Raw genomic sequence first — 17,510 nt, forward strand, 5'->3', positions numbered from 1 at the left:
GTGCGGCAAGCGCCAGGGCGGCGGCGGTCATGGCGAACTTCATCGATTACCCCGAACAGAATAGATCACGGCCGGCGTAGAACGACACGGCCTCCCCGACAAGTGCGGCGAACCTTGAACCTCAGGATTCCGGCCGCTTCGGGGCGAAGCGGAAGAGCCAATCCGCATCTCGCAGAATGTCCTTTGCGTGTGTCGCGCAGCGAACCGCCTCTCGCCGCCGTTGGTCCAGGGCGTCCATCCACACGAGAAGGAGACATCCATGACCCGACACGCCCTTACGATCGGCTTGTCCGTGATCAGCCTCGCCACCCCTACGGCGCTGGGCGGCTGCTCGCGGCGCGACGAAAATCAAGCGCCAGCCGCCGCGACCGAGGCTGGCCAGACGCCCACCGCCCGGACATGACGACGCCCGGCAATGTCGACGCAAGCGGAACGCCAGCGAATGGGGCCGCGGGGACCGCCGCCGGCGCCAACGGAAGCGCTTCACCCGGAACCGGAGCCCCGGGCTCGAACAGCACGCAGGACCGCTCGACCGGAACCACGCCGGGCGCCACGACCTCAGGGTCATCGTCACCGTCGACCAGCGCCGGGCAAAGCACGCCGCGATAGTCGGAACGTCCGGAACGGGAAGCCGTCGCGTTCGGCGGCCTTCCCGTCCTGCGTGCTCAGCCGCGTCCCACCTTGGACAGCAGCTGTTGGGCGACGCCGGTCGGAACGAACTTGGAGATATCGCCGCCCAGGGTGGCGATCTCCTTGACCAGCCGCGAAGCGATCGCCTGGTGGCGCGGATCCGCCATCAGGAAGACGGTCTCGATCTCACGGTCCAGCTGCTGGTTCATCGCCGTCATCTGGAATTCGTATTCGAAGTCAGCGACGGCGCGCAGGCCGCGCACGATCATCTGGGCGTTCACGTCCCGCGCGAAGTGCATCAGCAAGCTTTCGAACGGCCGCACCTCGATCTCGGCGATCTTGGTCAGGTGAGCTGTCTCGCGCTCGAGAATGGCGACGCGTTCCTCCAGCGAGAACAGCGGCCCCTTGCCGATATTGACGGCGACGCCGATCACCAGCTTGTCGACCAGCTTGACGGCCCGCCCGATGATATCGAGGTGACCGTTGGTGACCGGATCGAACGTTCCGGGATAAAGCCCAACCCGCATGCAACCCCCTACGCTACGGATCGAGGGTTACGGAGTCTCGTCCGCCCCGCTGTCCTCGCCCTGGTTATCGTCGCCGCCGGAATCGGCGAGACGCTCGACGCTGACGACGTGCTCGTCCTGCGCGGTGCGGAAGATGGTTACGCCCTGAGTATTCCGCGCTGCAACACGAATTTGCGAAACCGGCACGCGGATCAGCTGTCCGGCGTCGGTGACCAGCAGGATCTGATCGCTCTCGTCGACCGGGAAAGAGCCCACAAGACGGCCCCCGCGCTTGCTCAAATCCTGAGCCGCCAGGCCCTGGCCGCCGCGGCCCGTGCGACGGAAATCATAGGCGCTGGTGCGCTTGCCGAAGCCTTCCGACGACACGGTCAGCAGGATTTCCTCGGCCGCGCCCAATTCGGCGATGCGTTCGGGCGACAGGGTGGTTTCGTCACCTTCCTCTTCGCCCTCCTCAGCGGCGACGGGCGTATCATCTCCCTCTTCCCCGGCGGCGCGCAGCATGGCGCGCTGGTGCTTGAGGTAGGCCGCGCGCTCGGCGGGCGTCGCGTCGACGCTGCGGAGCACGGCCATCGAGATGACTTCGTCGCCCTCGGCTAGGCGCACGCCGCGCACGCCGGTGGAGTCGCGGCTGGCGAACACCCGCACCTCGTCGACCGAGAAGCGGATGCAGCGGCCGGCGGCGGTGGTCAGCAGCACGTCCTGGTCGGCGTTGCAGACCGCGACGCCGACAATGCCATCGCCCTCGTCGAGCTTCATGGCAATCTTGCCATTGCGGCGGACGTCCACGAAGTCGCTCAGCTTGTTGCGACGGACGCTGCCCGAGCGGGTGGCGAACATCACGTCCAGGCCGCTCCAGGTCGCCTCGTCCTCGGGCAGGGCCAGGATCGAGGTGATAGTCTCTCCGGACTCGATCGGCAGCAGGTTGACGAACGCCTTGCCGCGCGAATTCGCGACGCCCAGCGGCAGGCGCCACACCTTCATCTTGTAGACCTTGCCGCCCGACGTGAAGAACAGCAGCGGCGCGTGGGTTGAGGCCGAGAACACCCGGGTGACGGCGTCCTCGTTCTTGGTCGCCATGCCCGACTTGCCCTTCCCGCCCCGGTGCTGGGTGCGGTAGTTGGCCAGCGGCGTGCGCTTGACATAGCCGCCCATGGTGACGGTGATCACCATGTCCTCACGGACGATCAGGTCCTCGTCCTCGACGTCGGCGTCGCCGTCGACGATCTGGCTACGGCGCGGAACAGCGAACTTCTCGCGAACCTCGACCAGCTCCTGGCGCACCACCGCCATGATGTTGGCGCGGTCGGAGAGCAGCTCCAGATAGCCGCGGATGGCGTCGGCCAGGGCTTCAGCCTCGTTGCCGATTTCCTCGCGGCCCAGGCCCGTCAGACGCGACAGGGTCAAGGCGAGAATGGCGCGGGCCTGCTCGTCGGTGAGGCGGATCAGTCCGCCGTCTTCCTGGATGGTGCGCGGGTCGGCGATCAGCTCGACCAGCGGCAGCATGTCGCCGGCCGGCCAGGATTTGGCCACCAGGCGCTCGCGGGCCTCGGTCGGGTCCTTCGACGAGCGGATGATGTGGATGAACTCGTCGATATTGGCGACGGCGATGGTCAGGCCGACCAGCACGTGGCCGCGGTCCCGGGCCTTGCCGAGTTCGAACTTGGTGCGGCGGACGACGACTTCCTCGCGGAACTCGACGAACAGCTGCAGCAGCTGGTGCAGGCCCATCTGCTCGGGCCGGCCGCGGTTCAGGGCCAGCATGTTGACGCCGAACGAGGTCTGCAGCGCCGTGAAGCGGTACAGCTGGTTCAGGATCACCTCGCCCGAAGCGTCCCGCTTCAGCTCGACGACGATGCGCATGCCGTCGCGATTGGACTCGTCGCGGATGTCGGCGACGCCTTCGATCCGCTTCTCGCGAACCAGCTCGGCGATATGCTCGACCAGGTTGGCCTTGTTCACCTGATACGGGATCTCGGTGATGATGATGGCCTCGCGGCCGGCGCGGAGCTCTTCGACGCTGGCGACGCCGCGCATGACCACCGAGCCGCGGCCGGTCAGCAGCGCCTGACGCGGCGGCGCGCGCCCGATGATCTCACCGCCTGTCGGGAAGTCGGGACCGGGCACCAGATCGAGCAACTGATCGGTCGTGCAATCGGGCTCGTCGATCAGCAGAAGGCAGGCGTCGATGATTTCGCCGAGATTGTGCGGCGGGATATTCGTGGCCATGCCGACGGCGATGCCGCCCGCGCCATTAACCAGCAGGTTCGGAATCCGCGACGGCAGGACGGTCGGTTCCTGCTCCTTGCCGTCGTAGTTGTCGGCGAAGTCGACCGTGTCCTTGTCCAGGTCGGCCAGCAGCGCCATGGCCGGCGGGGCCATCCGGCACTCGGTGTAGCGCATGGCCGCGGGCATGTCCCCATCGACCGAGCCGAAGTTGCCCTGGCCGTCGATGAGCACCAGACCCATCGAGAACGACTGGGTCATGCGGACCAGGGTGAAGTAGATCGAGGCGTCGCCGTGCGGGTGGTACTTACCCATCACGTCACCGACCACGCGGGCCGACTTGACGTACGGACGGTCCGGGGTCTGCCCCTGTTCGTGCATCGAGAACAGCACCCGACGGTGCACGGGCTTGAGACCGTCGCGCGCGTCCGGCAGGGCGCGGCTGACGATCACGCTCATGGCGTAGTCGAGGTAGGAGCGGCGGAGTTCGTCCTCGATGTTGATCGGGGCGATATCCCCGCGGGAACCGTCGGCGGGGATGGTGGTGTGTTCGTCGCTCAAGGGGATTTTTCGCCGTCAGAATCGGACACGGAACTGTCGAAAACTGTTAGCATTCCAATGGGCTCGGCGCCACCTTTCCGGCCGCTTCGTCCCCAGTCCCCGCTTGTTCAGAAGGAAACCCCGTCATGCGCAGCCTCACCCTCGCGACGACCCTCGGCTTGGCCGCCCTGCTCACCGCCGCGCCGGCCCTGGCCCAGACCGCCGCGACCGCCCAGGTCAAGGGCGGCGACGGCAAGGATCTGGGCGTCGTCAGCCTCACCGAGGCCCCGCACGGCGTGCTGCTGAAGCTGGAGCTGAAGGGCCTGACGCCGGGCTGGCACGCGATCCACTTCCACGAGAAGGGCGACTGCGGCGCGCCCGACTTCAAGTCCGCCGGCGCCCACGTCCACACGGCCGCGACGACGGTCCACGGCCTGCTGAACCCCGACGCCAATGATAACGGCGACCTGCCGAACATCTTCGCCAACGCCGACGGCTCCGCCACGGCCGAGGTCTACTCGACGCTGGTGTCTCTGAAGGGCGCCGGCGGCCGCCCGGCCCTGCTGGACGCCGACGGCTCGGCCATCGTCGTCCACGCCAGCCCCGACGACCACAAGAGCCAGCCGATCGGCGGCGCCGGCGCGCGCGCCGCTTGCGGCGTGATCAAGTAGTCGCTTAGCTCCCGCCGAGACTCACCCCTCGGCGGGACACCCCATGCGTATCTGGCGACTGTCGATCCTCGCCCTGCTGATGGCCGCGACGGCCGCCTGCGATGGCCAGAAGGGCGATCGCAAGGCCGAGGCGCCCACGCCTCCGACATCCCAGGCCGCGCCGGCCGCGCCGCCGCAACCGGCAGCTCAGCCAACAGAGCTCGTGTCGCTGGCCTGGCGGCCAGCCAACACCAATCAGAACCTGCAGGCTTTCGATCTCGAGGTTTCCGGCCTCGACGTGCTGGCCGTCTGCCACGTGCCCCCCGGCTGGACGATCAACGCCACCGGCGCCGGCGAAGGCGTCACTGAACTGAAGGGTCAGGCCACGGTCGGCGCGGCCTATGTCAGCCTCGACGACATGCAGGATATCGCCGGGCTGTTCCTGGTCCGCGTCCGCCCGAACGAACCCTTGGCGGTGAGGGGCGGCATCACCACAGGGACCTACGACGGTGATCAGACCGAGATCAGAGCGACGCCCGCCCTGCTCCGGCGCGAAACCGCCGATCGCTGCCCGCCACCGAAGGGCTAGGCGGCTTCGGCGATCGCCTCTTCCGGCTTGATCCGCTTCTCGGTCATGGCGACCAGGGCGACCCCCACCATCGTCGCCCCGCCGCCGATCAGCAGCTGGGACGTCAGCTTGTCGCCCAGAAACAGGATGCCGAGACTGCAAGAGACCAGCGGCGTCAGGAGGAAGTAGGGCGTCACCCGCCCAGCCTCGCGCCGCTGCACCAGCCAGAACAGCAACGCGCTGGCCCCGACCGTCGAGACCACCGCCGCGAACAGCACCGCCGCCCAGGCGATGGTCGGCGCGGCCTTGACCTTCTCGATCTGGCCCGTCTCGAAGACGAACGACAGCGCCAGCAGCACGGGCGCGGCCACCAGGGCCGTCATGCCTTGCATTTTCAGGGGCTTGATCCCTGGCGTCTTGCGCACCAGCACCGTCGCCACCGCCCAGCAGGCGCCGGCGACGACGATCAGGGCGATAGCGGGGAGATCGCCCGTGGCGTGCGGATCAAGACTCATCCAGGCCACGCCGACGAAGGCGATCACCAGACCGGTCACGGCGGGAGGGCGCATGCTCTCGCCCAGCATCCGCCAGGCGAAGATCGCGGTGAAGGGAATCCACAGTTGGCTCGCCACCACCAGCGGGCTCAGCGCCTTGGCCATGCTGAAGGCGACATAGATGATCCCGAAATGGATCGGCCCGGTCAGCAGGACGATCGTCAGGATCTTGCGCGGCTCCGGGAACGGGGGGCGGATGAACGGAAACAGGAACGCCAGGGCCACCAGGAACCGCAAGCCGCCCATCAGCATCGGCGGCAGGTACAACGTCGCCACCTTCGCAGCGACATTGTTGAGCCCCCAGGTCAGGATGATCGCCAGGATGGCGAGATATTCCAGACCGGTCAGGGGCGAGGACTTGGCGGACATGGCTCGCTTGGACCAGACCCGCCGCCGCGGGTCAATCGCGGGTCAGGCGACGCCGACCACCGTGCGGACGGCGGATGTCAGCCGGGCGAGGTCCTCATTCGGTGTCGTGAAGGCCGGCGTCAGATAGATCACCTTGCCCATGGGCCGGATCCAGACGCCCAGTTCAGCAAAGCGCGCGCAAAGCTCGCCGACGGCCACCGGCGCGTCGAACTCGACGACGCCGATCGCGCCCAGGGTGCGGATATCGACGACACCCTTGCCTTCCCGGCAGGGCTCGAGACCTTCGGCGAGTGCGGCGCCGACCCGGTCGACGTTGCCCGCCCAAGCTCCGTCCTCGAACAGGTCGAGCGAGGCGTTGGCCGCGGCGCAGGCCAGCGGATTGGCCATGTAGGTCGGGCCGTGCATCAGCGCGGCGCTTGCGTCGTCGGACCAGAAGGCCTCGAAGACCTTGCGCGAGGCCACGGCCGCCGAAAGGGGCAGCGTCCCGCCGGTCAGAGCTTTCGACAGCGTCACGATATCCGGCTCGATCCCGGCGGCCTGCATGGCGAACAAGGTCCCCGTGCGCCCAAAGCCGGTGAAGATCTCGTCGAAGATCAGCAGAACGCCGTGCTTGTCGGCGAGCCGGCGAAGGGTCCGCAGGACCTGCGGCGGATGCAGCAACATTCCGCCCGCGCCCTGCACTAGAGGCTCAACAAGGATCGCCGCAATCTCCGCCCCGCGCGCCGCCAGCAGCGTGTCCAGCGCCGCCTCGCTCTCCGCGTCGCGCGGGAGATCGGCGATGACCTGGGCCGGCATCACGCCCGCGAACAGGCTGTGCATCCCCTCCTCCGGGTCGCAGACCGTCATGGTCACCAGGGTGTCGCCGTGATAGCCGCCCCGGAAGGCCAGGAATTTCGTGCGTCCCGCCACGCCCCGATTGATGTGGAACTGCAGCGCCATCTTCATGGCGATCTCGACGGAGACCGAGCCGCTTTCGGCGAAAAAGACGTGGCTCAAGTCGCCAGGCAGCATCTGCGCTAGGCGCCTGGCCAGTCGGTAAGCCGGCTCGTGCGCGAGACCGCCGAACATGACGTGCGGCATCTGCTCGATCTGGTCGCGCATGGCTTCGGCGATATGCGGATGATTGTAACCGTGGCAGGCGGTCCACCACGAAGCCAAGCCGTCGACCAGCTCGCGACCGTCCGACAGCACTAGGCGCGACCCGCGCGTGGCCACGACCGGCAGCGGCGGGCGCGCCGTCTTCATCTGGCAGTAAGGACGCCAGACATGCGGCGCGCCGGCGGTCAGCCAGTGGGGATCGGTCATGACGCTTTCCGTTTGCGGACTCGGGGCGCCTTGCCTATTCCCGCCCACCAGCCACGGCAAACGGGAAACGACATGCAGAGCCTCGACGCCTTCGCCGGCGAGAAGCTGGCGACCCTGGAAGCCAAGAGCCTGCGGCGGTGGCTCAAGCCCACGCGACGCCATGATGGCGCCGTGGTCGAGCGCGCCGGACGGCGGCTGATCTCGTTCTCGTGCAACGACTACCTAGGCCTGTCGCAGCATCCGCAGGTGCGCGCGGCGGCGGCCGAAGCGGCGCTGAACTACGGCGCGGGCGCGGCGGCCTCGCGGCTGGTGACAGGCGACCATCCGCTTCTGGGTGACCTCGAAAAGCGACTGGCGCGGCTGAAGGGGACCGAGGCGGCCTGCGTGTTCGGTTCGGGCTACCTCGCCAACACCGGCGTGATCCCGACCCTGACTGGGCCTGGCGACGTCGTACTGGTCGACGCCCTGGCCCACGCTTGCATCTGGGCGGGCGCGCAGCTTTCGGGCGCCAAGATCGTCAAGTTCGCCCACAACGATGTCGCCGACCTGGAGCGTCTGCTGAACGCCGAACGCCCCCTCGCCCGCCACGCCCTGGTCGCCACGGACGGCGTGTTCTCGATGGACGGCGATATCGCGCCGTTGGATCGGCTCTCCGACCTCTGCGCGCGCCACGACGCGTGGCTGCTCAGCGACGATGCGCACGGTGTGGGCGTGCTGGCCGAAGGGCGCGGCTCGGCCGCCTTGTTCCCTGGCGCCCAGATCCCGCTTCAGATGGGCACCCTATCCAAGGCGCTTGGCTCCTATGGTGGCTATCTGTGCGGCTCCCAGGCGGTTGTCGACCTGCTGAAGACCCGCGCCCGCACGCTCGTCTACGCCACTGGCCTTCCTCCCGCCTCGGCCGCCGCCGCCCTTGCGGCGCTGGACCTTATCGAGACCCAGCCGGCGCTCACCGCTCGACCGCTCGCAAAGGCGCGGCTGTTCACGAAAAAGCTAGGCTTACCAGAAGCCGAGAGCCCCATCGTGCCGGTGGTGCTCGGAAGCGCCGAGGCCGCCCTCTCCGCGTCGACTGCCCTGGAAGCGCAAGGCTTCCTGGTGGTCGCCATACGCCCCCCGACGGTGCCAGAGAGCACGGCGCGGCTTCGGGTTGCTTTCAACGCGGCCCATGAGGACGCAGACGTGATCCGCCTGGCCGACGCTATCGCCGCTCTGCGAGGGCGAGCCGCATGAGAGCGTTCTTCGTCGCCGGGACGGGCACAGATCTTGGCAAGACCCACATCGGCTGCGCGTTACTGGAGGCGGCGCGAAAGCGGGGGCTGAGCGTGGACGCCTTCAAGCCCGTGGTCAGCGGCTTTGATCCCGATGCGCCGGATTCGAGCGATCCTGCGCGTCTAGCCGTCGCCCTGGGGAGACCAAACGCTTGGGCGGACGTCTCGCCGCGCCGCTACCGCGCCCCGCTGGCTCCGAACCTCGCCGCGCGGCTGGAGGGCGATGTGCTGAGGATACACGACCTGATCGGCGACTGCAGGACCTGGCTGGACGCGCGGGACGCCGATCTCGTCCTCGTCGAGGGGGCTGGCGGCGTGATGTCGCCGATGACCGACGATGCGACGAACCTGGATCTGATGGTAGCGCTGGGCCTGCCCGTCCTGCTGGTCGCGGGAAGCTATCTCGGCACGGCCAGCCATCTGCTGACCGCGCTGGAAGTGCTGCGGGCGCGGGGTCTGGCGGTGGCGGCCCTCGTGATCAGTGAGAGCCTCGATGCGCCGGACCTGAACCAAACCGTGGAGATGATCCGGGTCTTCGAGCGACAGGCCCCGATCCTCGTCGCCCCTCGACCCGCATGGGACGCCGGCGAACTGGCCGACGTCCTGCTTCGGTAGCGGTCTACTTTTCCAGCCGCGCCACGAGGCTCGACGTGTCCCAGCGGGCGCCGCCCATGGCCTGAACCTCGGCGTAGAACTGGTCGATCAGGGCCGCGCCCGGCAGCGTGGCGCCGTTGGCGCGGGCCTCGTCCAGCGCGATGCCCAGGTCCTTGCGCATCCAGTCGACGGCGAAGCCGAACTCGAACTCGCCGCGCGCCATGGTCGCCCAGCGGTTCTCCATCTGCCAGGACTGGGCCGAGCCCTTGGAGATCGCCGCCAGCACGTCGTCCGTCGGCAGACCGGCGCGCTTGGCGAAGTGCAGCGCCTCGGCGACGCCCTGGACGACGCCGGCGATGGCGATCTGGTTGCACATCTTGGTCAGCTGGCCAGCGCCCACCTCGCCCATGCGGCGGACGGCCTTGGCGTAGACCTCGATCACCGGCAGAACGCGGTCGTAGGCCGCTTGGTCGCCGCCCGCCATGATGGTCAGCTGACCGTTCTCGGCGCCCGCCTGACCGCCCGAGACCGGGGCGTCGACGAAGCTTAGACCACTGGCCGCCGCCAGGGCCGCCATCTCGCGCGCGACCTTGGCGGAGGTGGTGGTGTGGTCCACGATCACCCCGCCCTCGGCCATGGCCGGCAAGGCCTGCGCCACGACGTCGCGAACATCGTCGTCATTGCCGACGCACAGCAGCACGACTTCGGCGCCGGAGACCGCCTCGGCGATCTTGGCGAAGGCGGAACCGCCATGCTTTTCCGCCCAACGACGCGCTTTGTCGGGGCTGCGGTTATAGACGGCGACCTCGTGGCCGGCGGACTTGAGATGCCCCGCCATCGGAAAGCCCATGACGCCAAGGCCGATAAACGCCGTCTTCATCGCGAACTCCTAGTGTTAGCCCCCGAATTACGCGGGCTGCCCCCGCTTCTTCAACCCCATCTTAACGCGCCTCGGTCAGGTTGCGGTCGTTGGGTTAAACAGGCTTAAGCACGATGGCGGTCAGCAGCGAGCAACCGATCCTCATCAAGAAGGTGAAGAAGGTCTCGGGCCATGGCCACCACGGCGGCGCCTGGAAGGTGGCCTATGCCGACTTCGTGACCGCGATGATGGCCTTCTTCCTGCTGATGTGGCTGCTGAACACGACCAGCCCGGAGCAGAAGCAAGGCATCGCCGACTATTTCGCGCCGGCCTCGATCTCGTCCACCACCAGCGGCGCGGGCGGGATCCTGGGTGGGACCTCGCTCGGTGACGACGGCGCCAAGTCGGATGGCAAGATGTCGGCCATCCAGCAGATGGCGCCCGAGGTGCCCGACAACGTCGAGAAGGACGGCCAATCGACCGACACCGCCAACCTGTCCTCGGCCAGCGAGCAGGCGCTCCGCGACGCCCTGGCCAAGAAGGAACAGGACAGCTTCGCCTCGGCCGCCCAATCGCTGCGCCAGTCGTTGCAGGACATGCCGGAACTGGCGGAGCTGTCGAAGCAGATCCTGATCGACCAGACGCCGGAAGGGCTTCGCATCCAGCTGGTCGACCAGGAAGGCCGTTCGATGTTCCAGGAGAACTCGAAGGTCCCGAACGACAGGGCGCGAATTCTGCTCCGCGCCGTCGCGAAGGTGATCAACCAGCTGCCCAACCGCGTGACGATCTCGGGTCACACCAGCGCCAGCGCCTACGGCAAAAGGCAGGACGGCGACTGGTCACTGTCGGCCGCGCGCGCCGACTCCTCGCGTCAGATCCTCAGCGCCGCAGGGGTCGACAATGACCGCATCTACCAGGTGTCGGGCAAGGCCAATTCCGAACCGCTCTATGCCGACGATCCGACCCTGGCCGGAAACCGTCGTATCTCGATCGTGCTTCTGCGCGAAAAGCCGGTTCTGCCCGACGGTCTGTGACCGTTCGCCGCGCGCGGGCGCTGTGACGCTTGCGCAACCAGACGCGATACCCCCTAATCGCGATGAGGGCGCTTTCAAGCTAGAGGGGACCGGGCTTCCGTGACGCAGCATTTTCCGACGCGACAGCTTCGGTTCTTCCTGACCGCGCCCACGCCTTGCCCCTACCTGCCTGGCCGCGAGGAGCGGAAGGTGTTCGCCCACCTGCCGCTGTCCGACGGGCCGACCGTCAATGACAGCCTGACCCAGGTCGGCTTCCGCCGCTCCCAGAACATCGCCTATCGCCCCGCCTGTGAGACCTGCCGCGCGTGCCAGTCCGCCCGGGCGCCGGCCGGCGAATACGTGCTCTCGCGGTCTGAACGAAAGGTCCTGAACCGCAACGACGATCTCGAGCGCCATCTCGTCGAGGCCGAAGCGACGCTGGAGCAGTTCGAGCTGCTGCGCCGATATCTGCTCACGCGGCATGCAGACGGGGGCATGGCCGAAATGACCTGGCCCGACTATGTGGCGATGGTCGAGGACACCGCCGTCCGCACCCATCTGATCGAGTATCGGCGCAAGTCCGTCGATCGCGGCCCCGGCGATCTGGTCGCTTGCGTGCTGGTCGACGTGCTCGCTGACGGCCTCTCCCTGGTCTACAGCTTCTACAAGCCGGACGAGACCCGCCGTAGCTTGGGCTCCTTCATCATCCTGGACCATATCGTCCAGGCCCAGCAGAGCGGCCTGCCCTATGTCTATCTTGGCTATTGGGTGCCCGGCAGCGAGAAGATGGCTTACAAGGCCCGTTTCTCGCCGCTGGAGATCCTGAAACCCGGCGGCTGGTCGCTGATGTCGGCTCGGGAGCGCGGCGCTCGCCCGCCGGCGATGCGCGGCGACGCGAAGGACGCCTGCGACCTGCCTCTCAGCGACGCCGAGCCGGCGGATATCGAGGAGCTGGGTTAGCGCGCGAAGCTGACCCCGCCGTCCACGGTGACCGCGCCGCCCATCACATAGTCCCCCGCCCGCGACGCCAGGTAGATGGCCGCGCCGGCCATGTCCTCCTCCTCGCCGATGCGCCCCGCCGGGATCATCTTGGCGACCGCGTCGGCGTGGTCACGAGCGACCTTGTTCATGTCCGAGGCGAAGGCGCCGGGCGCGATGCAGCTGACGGCGATGTTATCGGCGGCCAGGCGCAGGGCCATGCGCTTGGTCATGTGCAACAGGCCCGCCTTCGAGGCGCCGTAAGGGTAGGTCTCGTCCTTGGTCACCGACTGGCCGTCGATCGACGCGATGTTGATCACCTTGGCCACCCGGTCCTTGGCCGCGGCGCGGAGCGGATCGATCAGCGCCTGGGTCAGGAAGAACGGCGTCTTCATGTTCAGGTCGACGGTCTTGTCCCAGCCGGCCTCCGGGAACTCGTCGAACGCCGCGCCCCAGGCCGCGCCGGCGTTATTGACCAGGATGTCGAGCTTGTCCTCGCGCTCCTTGATCCGGTCGGCTAGGCCCTGGATCCCCTCCATCGTCGAGATGTCGCCCGGCAGCGAGACGCACTCGCCAAACTCGCTGAGCGCCTCGGCGGCCGCGTCACAGGCGGCGGCCTTGCGGGCGGTGATGTAGACGCGCTTGGCGCCGTAGGTCAGGAAGCCCTTGACGATCATGGCGCCGATGCCGCGCGAGCCGCCGGTCACCACCGCCACGCGGCCTTCGAGCGAGAACAGGTTCTGCATGTCGAATATCCTCTAGAAGCCGCGCGCTGCGGCCAGGGCGCCGAGGCGCCCGCAAATGGCGTGGAATTGGGCGACGGTCTCGTCGACGATCTCCTGAACGGGTTTGACTGCGTCGATCAGGCCGACCGTCTGGCCGGCCAAGGCTGGCGCGGCTTCCATGTCACCACCGAAATAGACGTCGAGGATGTTCCGCAACACGTCGGGCGGCATGACGCCCGCGTCGTGGATTTCCTTGGTCAGTTCGGACTTGATCGTTCGGATGCAGGGGCTGGCCTTCTTGTTCAGCACCCAGGTGCCGGTCTCCTTGGCCCCGGTGATCGCGGCCTTGTAGTTGGCGTGCACGGGGCTCTCGGCAGAGCTGACGAAGCGCGTGCCCATCTGGATCGCCTCTGCACCGAGGGCGAAGGCGGCGGCCATGCCTCGCCCGTCGCAGATGCCGCCGGCGGCCACCAGCGGCACGTCGACCTTGGCCCGGATCGCCTGTAGCAGAACCAGGGTCGAGACTTCCTCGGGGTTCTTGAAGCCGCCCCCTTCGGCGCCTTCGACGACCAGGCCATCGACGCCCGCCTCGACGCACTTCACCGCCGCATCGACGGTGGGGACGGCGTGATAGACCACGATGCCCGCGTCCTTCAGCGGCCCGATGAACTTGGCCGGGCTGCCTGCCGAGGTCGTCACGAACTTGACCCCGCTCTCGCAGACAAAGCGCAGCATGGCGTCGTCGCGCAGGAACAGGATCGGCAGGTTTACGCCAAACGGCAGGCCGGTGGCCGCCATTCTGGTGATCTCGGCCTTGCAGTTTTCGGTTTCTCCGGACGAGGTCTCGATGATCCCGAGGCCGCCGGCGCGCGACACAGCGCTTGCCAGCGGGAACCGCGCGATCCAGCCCATGGGAGCCTGGATGATCGGATACTTGGCGCCCGTGTGGGCCAGGACACGGTTGCTCATGGGATCAGCAGCACCCGACCGACGGCCTGACGGCTCTCAATGTAGGCGTGGGCGGCGGCGGCCTCCGACAGCGGGAAGGTCCTGTCGATCAGAACCTCAAGCTCACCGCGCGCGGCCTGCTCGATCAGATCCTGGATCATGTCGTGCACCCGGTCCGTCATGATCTCGGCGCCGAGGAAGACGCCCGTCAGAGATCGATTGCCGGCCATCAGCGACGAAACATCGACCTTCATCGGCTCGCGACCGGCGTTGCCGACCAGCGAGACACGTCCGCGATAGCCGAGCGCCCCGAGACTGCCGGCCAGGGTGGCGCCGCCGACCGGATCGACGACCAGATCCACGCCCTTGCCGCCGGTGAGCTTCATCACCTGCTCGACGAGATCGTCGCGGCTGTAGTTGATCCCGTGGTCCATGCCGAAAGCTTTCAGCCGCTCCAGGCGCGCGTCGCTGGAGGCTGAGGCCAGGACCGTTGCGCCGGCCTTCTTGGCCAGCTGGATGGCGGCGAGGCCGACAGCCCCCGCTCCCGCCTGGACCAGCACCGCCTCCCCGGCCTTGAGCCGGCCGGCGCCGAAAAGGCACTCGTGCGCGGTGCCGAAGGGCACGGGGATCGCCGAGGCCTTGTGGATGTCGAAGCCCTCGGGGATCGGCCAGGCGTTGCGCGCCGGCACGGCCCTCAGCTCGGCGTGGGATCCGAAGGCGTTCACGGTCACCACCTTCTGGCCGACCTTGAGGTGAGCGACCTCGGCGCCGACCTCGACGATCTCTCCCGCGGCCTGATAGCCAACGATATGGGGGCTGCCCGCCATCTGGCCGCCGCCACGGTTCAGGGTATCGCCCCCCTCGATGCTGACCGCCTCGACGCGGATGACCACGCCTTGCGGATGGCAGACCGGGTCCGGAACATCCTCATAGCGAAGGACATCCGGCGCCCCGGTCTCGTAATAGACGGCGGCCTTCATGCAGCGTTACTCCCTACCGTTCTCATGGCCTTAAGGCCTATTTCTTGGGGTCTTTCAGGGCGTCGTAGACAAGCTTGGCGCTATCGTCGTCGATGTCCTTGATGGCCGGATCGCCATCCTTGTTCAGGATATGGATCATGCCCAGGAAGAAGAGGTCGTTCTTCGGGTCGATCCAGAACCAGGTGCCGGCCGCGCCGCCCCAGCTGAAGGTCCCTTCGCCTTGCGGACCGGCCTTGGCGCTGTCCAGCACCACGGCGAAGTCGAGACCGAAGCCACGCCCCCTGGCCGCGTTGAACGGCGGGGCGTCGCCGTTCATGATCGCGTCGCTAAGCGCATTGGTCCGCATCAGCTTGACGGTTTCAGGCTTCAGGATCCGCTTGCCGTCCAGCGTCCCGCCGTTCAGCAGCATCTGCGCGAAGCGGGCGTAGTCGGCGTTGGTCGAAACGAGACCGCCGCCGCCGGACGCCATGACCGGCGGTTTGGTTATGTCCAGCACCATGAAGCCGCTGGCCGGGACCAGCTTCTGCTCCTTGGGACTCCAGAGGTAGAGCGACGCCAGTCGCCCCTGCTTTTCGGCCGGCAGCCAGAAACCCGTGTCAGTCATCTTCAGCGGCTCGAAGATCCGCGACTTCATGAAGTCGCCCAGCGACATGCCCGACAGCTTCTCGACGATCAGGCCCTGGATATCGACGGAGACGCTGTACTTCCAACGCGTCCCGGGCTGAGCGACCAGCGGCAGCTTGGCGATGTTGTCGACGAACTCCTGCTGCGTCCGCGCGGCCAGCACGTTGCGGGCATAGGCCTTGTCGATGGGATTGTCGGGGACGAGGCCATAGGCGAAGCCGCCTGAGTGGCTCATGATCTCGCGCATGGTCGGCGGACGGTCGGCGGGGACGGTGTCGAACGACCCGTCAGGATTGACCGCCTTGAAGACGCGCAAGGAGGCGAATTCGGGGATGTACTTGCTGACCGGGTCGTCCAGCTTCCACTTGCCCTCTTCGTAGAGGATCATCATGGCGACGCCCGTAACCGGCTTGGTCTGGGAGTAGATCCGGAAGATCGTATCCTTGGTCATCGGCGGGCCGTCGAAGCCCTTCTTGCCGTGAACCTGATAGTTCACGACCTTGCCGTGCCGGACCAGCATGGTCGTCACACCCGGCAGATGCCCCGTATCGACGAGGCCCTGCATGTGGGCGTCGAGCTTGGCCAGACCCTCGCGTGAGAAGCCTGCGCTCTCCGGCGCGGCGACGACGAAAGCCGAAGGGTTGGGCGCCGCTGCGACCGCGAAGCCTCCACTCGCCAAGGTCGCGGCCAGGATCGCGCCGATCAGCTTGCGAAACGCCAAGTCCCCCTCCCAAACACATGTTTGAAGCGACCTTAGAGCGCGCGTCAGCGGGGTCAAACCGCTTTTTGATCGGAGCGCGTCCTGCTCACCAACGCCCCCCAACGGTGACGGTTATTTAATGACGAGCCCGATTGACCGAACGACGTTCAAGTATATTTTTTACTGCACGAGGGATTACGAAATAGACATGTTAGGCAATCGATGGCCACGCTCGCCAATCTGATCAGCATCTATCGCAACGTGAACCGCGTCCCAGCCACCGCGGAGCTCCCCGCGGACGCAACCGCTCAACTGACCATGATGGCCGGCGGCATCGACGCCGCGCGTAACGGCATGATGGGCGACGGCTGGACCTATGCGAGCGCCGTCCAATGGATCATGGACAGCGCCAAGGCGACGACCGCCGTGGCGGTGATGGCCTACGGCTTCCTGGCCGACCTGCCCTTGAGCACCGCCGGGCTGGACTTTCTGGTGTCCCCGACGGGCGGCAATCCGAACAATCTGAACAGCGACTATTATGCCAAGTTCGACACCACGAACCGCTACATCAACTTCGCCATCAATCTGGCCAAGAACGGCGACGGGCGCGCGAACTTCATCGACGCGTACGGCGAGAACGGCACGATGTATGCGACGCTCCAGAAGGCCTATCTGAAGCTGTTCGGCGTCACGATGTCCCACGACAAGGCTCTAGAATATCTCGACGCAGACGTGCCTAACGGCCGCGGGGGGACCTATACGCGCGGAGAGTATTTCGTCGAGCTGGGCGGCGAAGGCGGCAACGGCATCGGCAGCCGCGCAGCGATGATTGGCGCGCTGATGGCCGAAGCCATGAAGAGCGGCCAAGGTCCCTACGCAGACGCCGTACGATCTTGCCTGAACGAGGTCGCGGTAACCGGCAAGGGCGTTCCCTTCGACCATTTCTTCTCGATCTATGGCGCGGGCGGCGACTATGCGTTGGGTGGCCCGTCGGACCCGGGCCTGCCGGGTGAAACCGCCCGCTTCGCCCACGACTGGAACGTCGACGCCTATAATCAGGCGCCGGATGACAACACCCACGTCCTGGCCAGCGACGGCAATGACGTGATCAAGCCGATCATCACCGACGGTCCAGGCGGCCTGGACGCCGGCAAGCACATCCGCACGGCCGGTGGCAACGACCTCATCGTGGTCGACAATGGCGTCATGCGCGGGCTGATCGACGCCGGCCAGGGCAACGACTCGATCTTTGTCGAGAAGTTCGACGGACGCATCATCACGGGCGACGGCTACGACAACATCGACATCGGCGCGTTCGCCTCGCTGCATCTTTCGAACGGCAAGGTTAGCGATATCGCCCTCATTGAGGATTTTCAGAAGGGACGCGACGCACTCAGCTTCGCCGGGCTCGTCGGGCCTGGCGAGAAGAAGCAGCTCTACTTCATCGCGACCGCCACC

General features: G+C 67.0%; 15 protein-coding genes and 2 pseudogenes. 8 read left to right on the forward strand and 9 right to left on the reverse strand.

Annotated features, from left to right (window positions below):
- The first annotated feature begins 259 nt into the window (after positions 1-259).
- Positions 260-403, forward strand: coding sequence for a hypothetical protein (locus tag DI526_RS20125; RefSeq protein ID WP_304281749.1), 144 nt, complete (start codon positions 260-262; stop codon positions 401-403).
- Between the two features lie 262 nt (positions 404-665).
- Here the strand turns inward: DI526_RS20125 and coaD are convergent, their stop codons facing one another.
- Together coaD and gyrA are read right to left on the reverse strand one after the other, a co-directional pair.
- Positions 666-1,157: a pantetheine-phosphate adenylyltransferase gene (gene coaD, locus DI526_RS20130; RefSeq protein ID WP_304281752.1), complete on the reverse strand. Its 492-nt coding sequence runs from the start codon at positions 1,155-1,157 to the stop codon at positions 666-668.
- Positions 1,158-1,184: 27 nt separating this feature from the next.
- Complete coding sequence (gene gyrA, locus DI526_RS20135) at positions 1,185-3,941, reverse strand: DNA gyrase subunit A (protein ID WP_304281755.1); 2,757 nt, start codon at positions 3,939-3,941, stop codon at positions 1,185-1,187.
- A 125-nt stretch (positions 3,942-4,066) separates the two neighbouring features.
- Between gyrA and DI526_RS20140 the strand changes: the two genes are divergently transcribed.
- Positions 4,067-4,591: a superoxide dismutase family protein gene (locus DI526_RS20140; protein WP_304281758.1), complete on the forward strand. Its 525-nt coding sequence runs from the start codon at positions 4,067-4,069 to the stop codon at positions 4,589-4,591.
- Positions 4,592-4,634: 43 nt separating this feature from the next.
- Positions 4,635-5,159: a hypothetical protein gene (locus DI526_RS20145; RefSeq protein ID WP_304281760.1), complete on the forward strand. Its 525-nt coding sequence runs from the start codon at positions 4,635-4,637 to the stop codon at positions 5,157-5,159.
- Here DI526_RS20145 and DI526_RS20150 read toward each other — a convergent pair.
- Positions 5,156-6,096: pseudogene (locus DI526_RS20150) on the reverse strand (DMT family transporter). The gene DI526_RS20145 and the pseudogene DI526_RS20150 overlap by 4 nt on opposite strands.
- A 7-nt stretch (positions 6,097-6,103) precedes the next feature.
- Positions 6,104-7,366 (reverse strand): adenosylmethionine--8-amino-7-oxononanoate transaminase, encoded by a 1,263-nt coding sequence (locus DI526_RS20155; protein ID WP_304281761.1) that lies wholly within the window; start codon positions 7,364-7,366, stop codon positions 6,104-6,106.
- A gap of 72 nt (positions 7,367-7,438) precedes the next feature.
- Between DI526_RS20155 and bioF the strand changes: the two genes are divergently transcribed.
- Together bioF and bioD are read left to right on the forward strand one after the other, a co-directional pair.
- Complete coding sequence (bioF, locus tag DI526_RS20160) at positions 7,439-8,593, forward strand: 8-amino-7-oxononanoate synthase (RefSeq protein ID WP_304281764.1); 1,155 nt, start codon at positions 7,439-7,441, stop codon at positions 8,591-8,593.
- Positions 8,590-9,246: a dethiobiotin synthase gene (gene bioD / locus DI526_RS20165; protein WP_304281767.1), complete on the forward strand. Its 657-nt coding sequence runs from the start codon at positions 8,590-8,592 to the stop codon at positions 9,244-9,246. The genes bioF and bioD overlap by 4 nt, the downstream gene beginning before the upstream one ends.
- Positions 9,247-9,250: 4 nt before the next feature.
- Here the strand turns inward: bioD and DI526_RS20170 are convergent, their stop codons facing one another.
- A complete protein-coding gene (locus DI526_RS20170; protein WP_304281770.1) occupies positions 9,251-10,105 on the reverse strand; it encodes an NAD(P)-dependent oxidoreductase in 855 nt (284 codons plus the stop codon).
- A 113-nt stretch (positions 10,106-10,218) separates the two neighbouring features.
- Here DI526_RS20170 and DI526_RS20175 point away from each other — a divergent pair, with 113 nt between their 5' ends.
- Positions 10,219-11,118, forward strand: coding sequence for a flagellar motor protein MotB (locus DI526_RS20175; RefSeq protein WP_304281773.1), 900 nt, complete (start codon positions 10,219-10,221; stop codon positions 11,116-11,118).
- A 99-nt stretch (positions 11,119-11,217) separates the two neighbouring features.
- The gene (locus tag DI526_RS20180; RefSeq protein WP_304281775.1) at positions 11,218-12,057 is read left to right on the forward strand and encodes an arginyltransferase; all 840 of its coding nucleotides are present in this window, start codon (positions 11,218-11,220) and stop codon (positions 12,055-12,057) included.
- On the opposite strand, the gene DI526_RS20185 is transcribed toward DI526_RS20180, so the two are convergent.
- From DI526_RS20185 to DI526_RS20200, 4 genes are read right to left on the reverse strand one after another with little or no spacing between them, the layout of a single operon-like run.
- On the reverse strand, positions 12,054-12,821 hold the full coding sequence (locus DI526_RS20185) for an SDR family NAD(P)-dependent oxidoreductase (RefSeq protein ID WP_304281778.1): 768 nt from the start codon (positions 12,819-12,821) through the stop codon (positions 12,054-12,056). The two genes, DI526_RS20180 and DI526_RS20185, sit on opposite strands and share 4 nt — an antisense overlap.
- A gap of 12 nt (positions 12,822-12,833) precedes the next feature.
- Positions 12,834-13,769 (reverse strand): nitronate monooxygenase family protein, encoded by a 936-nt coding sequence (locus tag DI526_RS20190; RefSeq protein WP_304281781.1) that lies wholly within the window; start codon positions 13,767-13,769, stop codon positions 12,834-12,836.
- Positions 13,766-14,728 (reverse strand): zinc-binding alcohol dehydrogenase family protein, encoded by a 963-nt coding sequence (locus DI526_RS20195; protein ID WP_304281784.1) that lies wholly within the window; start codon positions 14,726-14,728, stop codon positions 13,766-13,768. The genes DI526_RS20190 and DI526_RS20195 overlap by 4 nt, the downstream gene beginning before the upstream one ends.
- Before the next feature lie 37 nt (positions 14,729-14,765).
- Entirely contained in the window at positions 14,766-16,073 is a 1,308-nt protein-coding gene (locus tag DI526_RS20200) for a serine hydrolase (RefSeq protein WP_304281787.1), read from the reverse strand.
- 201 nt (positions 16,074-16,274) lie between these two features.
- Between DI526_RS20200 and DI526_RS20205 the strand changes: the two are divergent.
- Positions 16,275-17,510, forward strand: a pseudogene (locus DI526_RS20205) (hypothetical protein); the annotation flags it as partial.

This window comes from Caulobacter segnis, from assembly GCF_003243465.1.
Taxonomy (GTDB): Bacteria; Pseudomonadota; Alphaproteobacteria; order Caulobacterales; family Caulobacteraceae; genus Caulobacter; species Caulobacter segnis_A.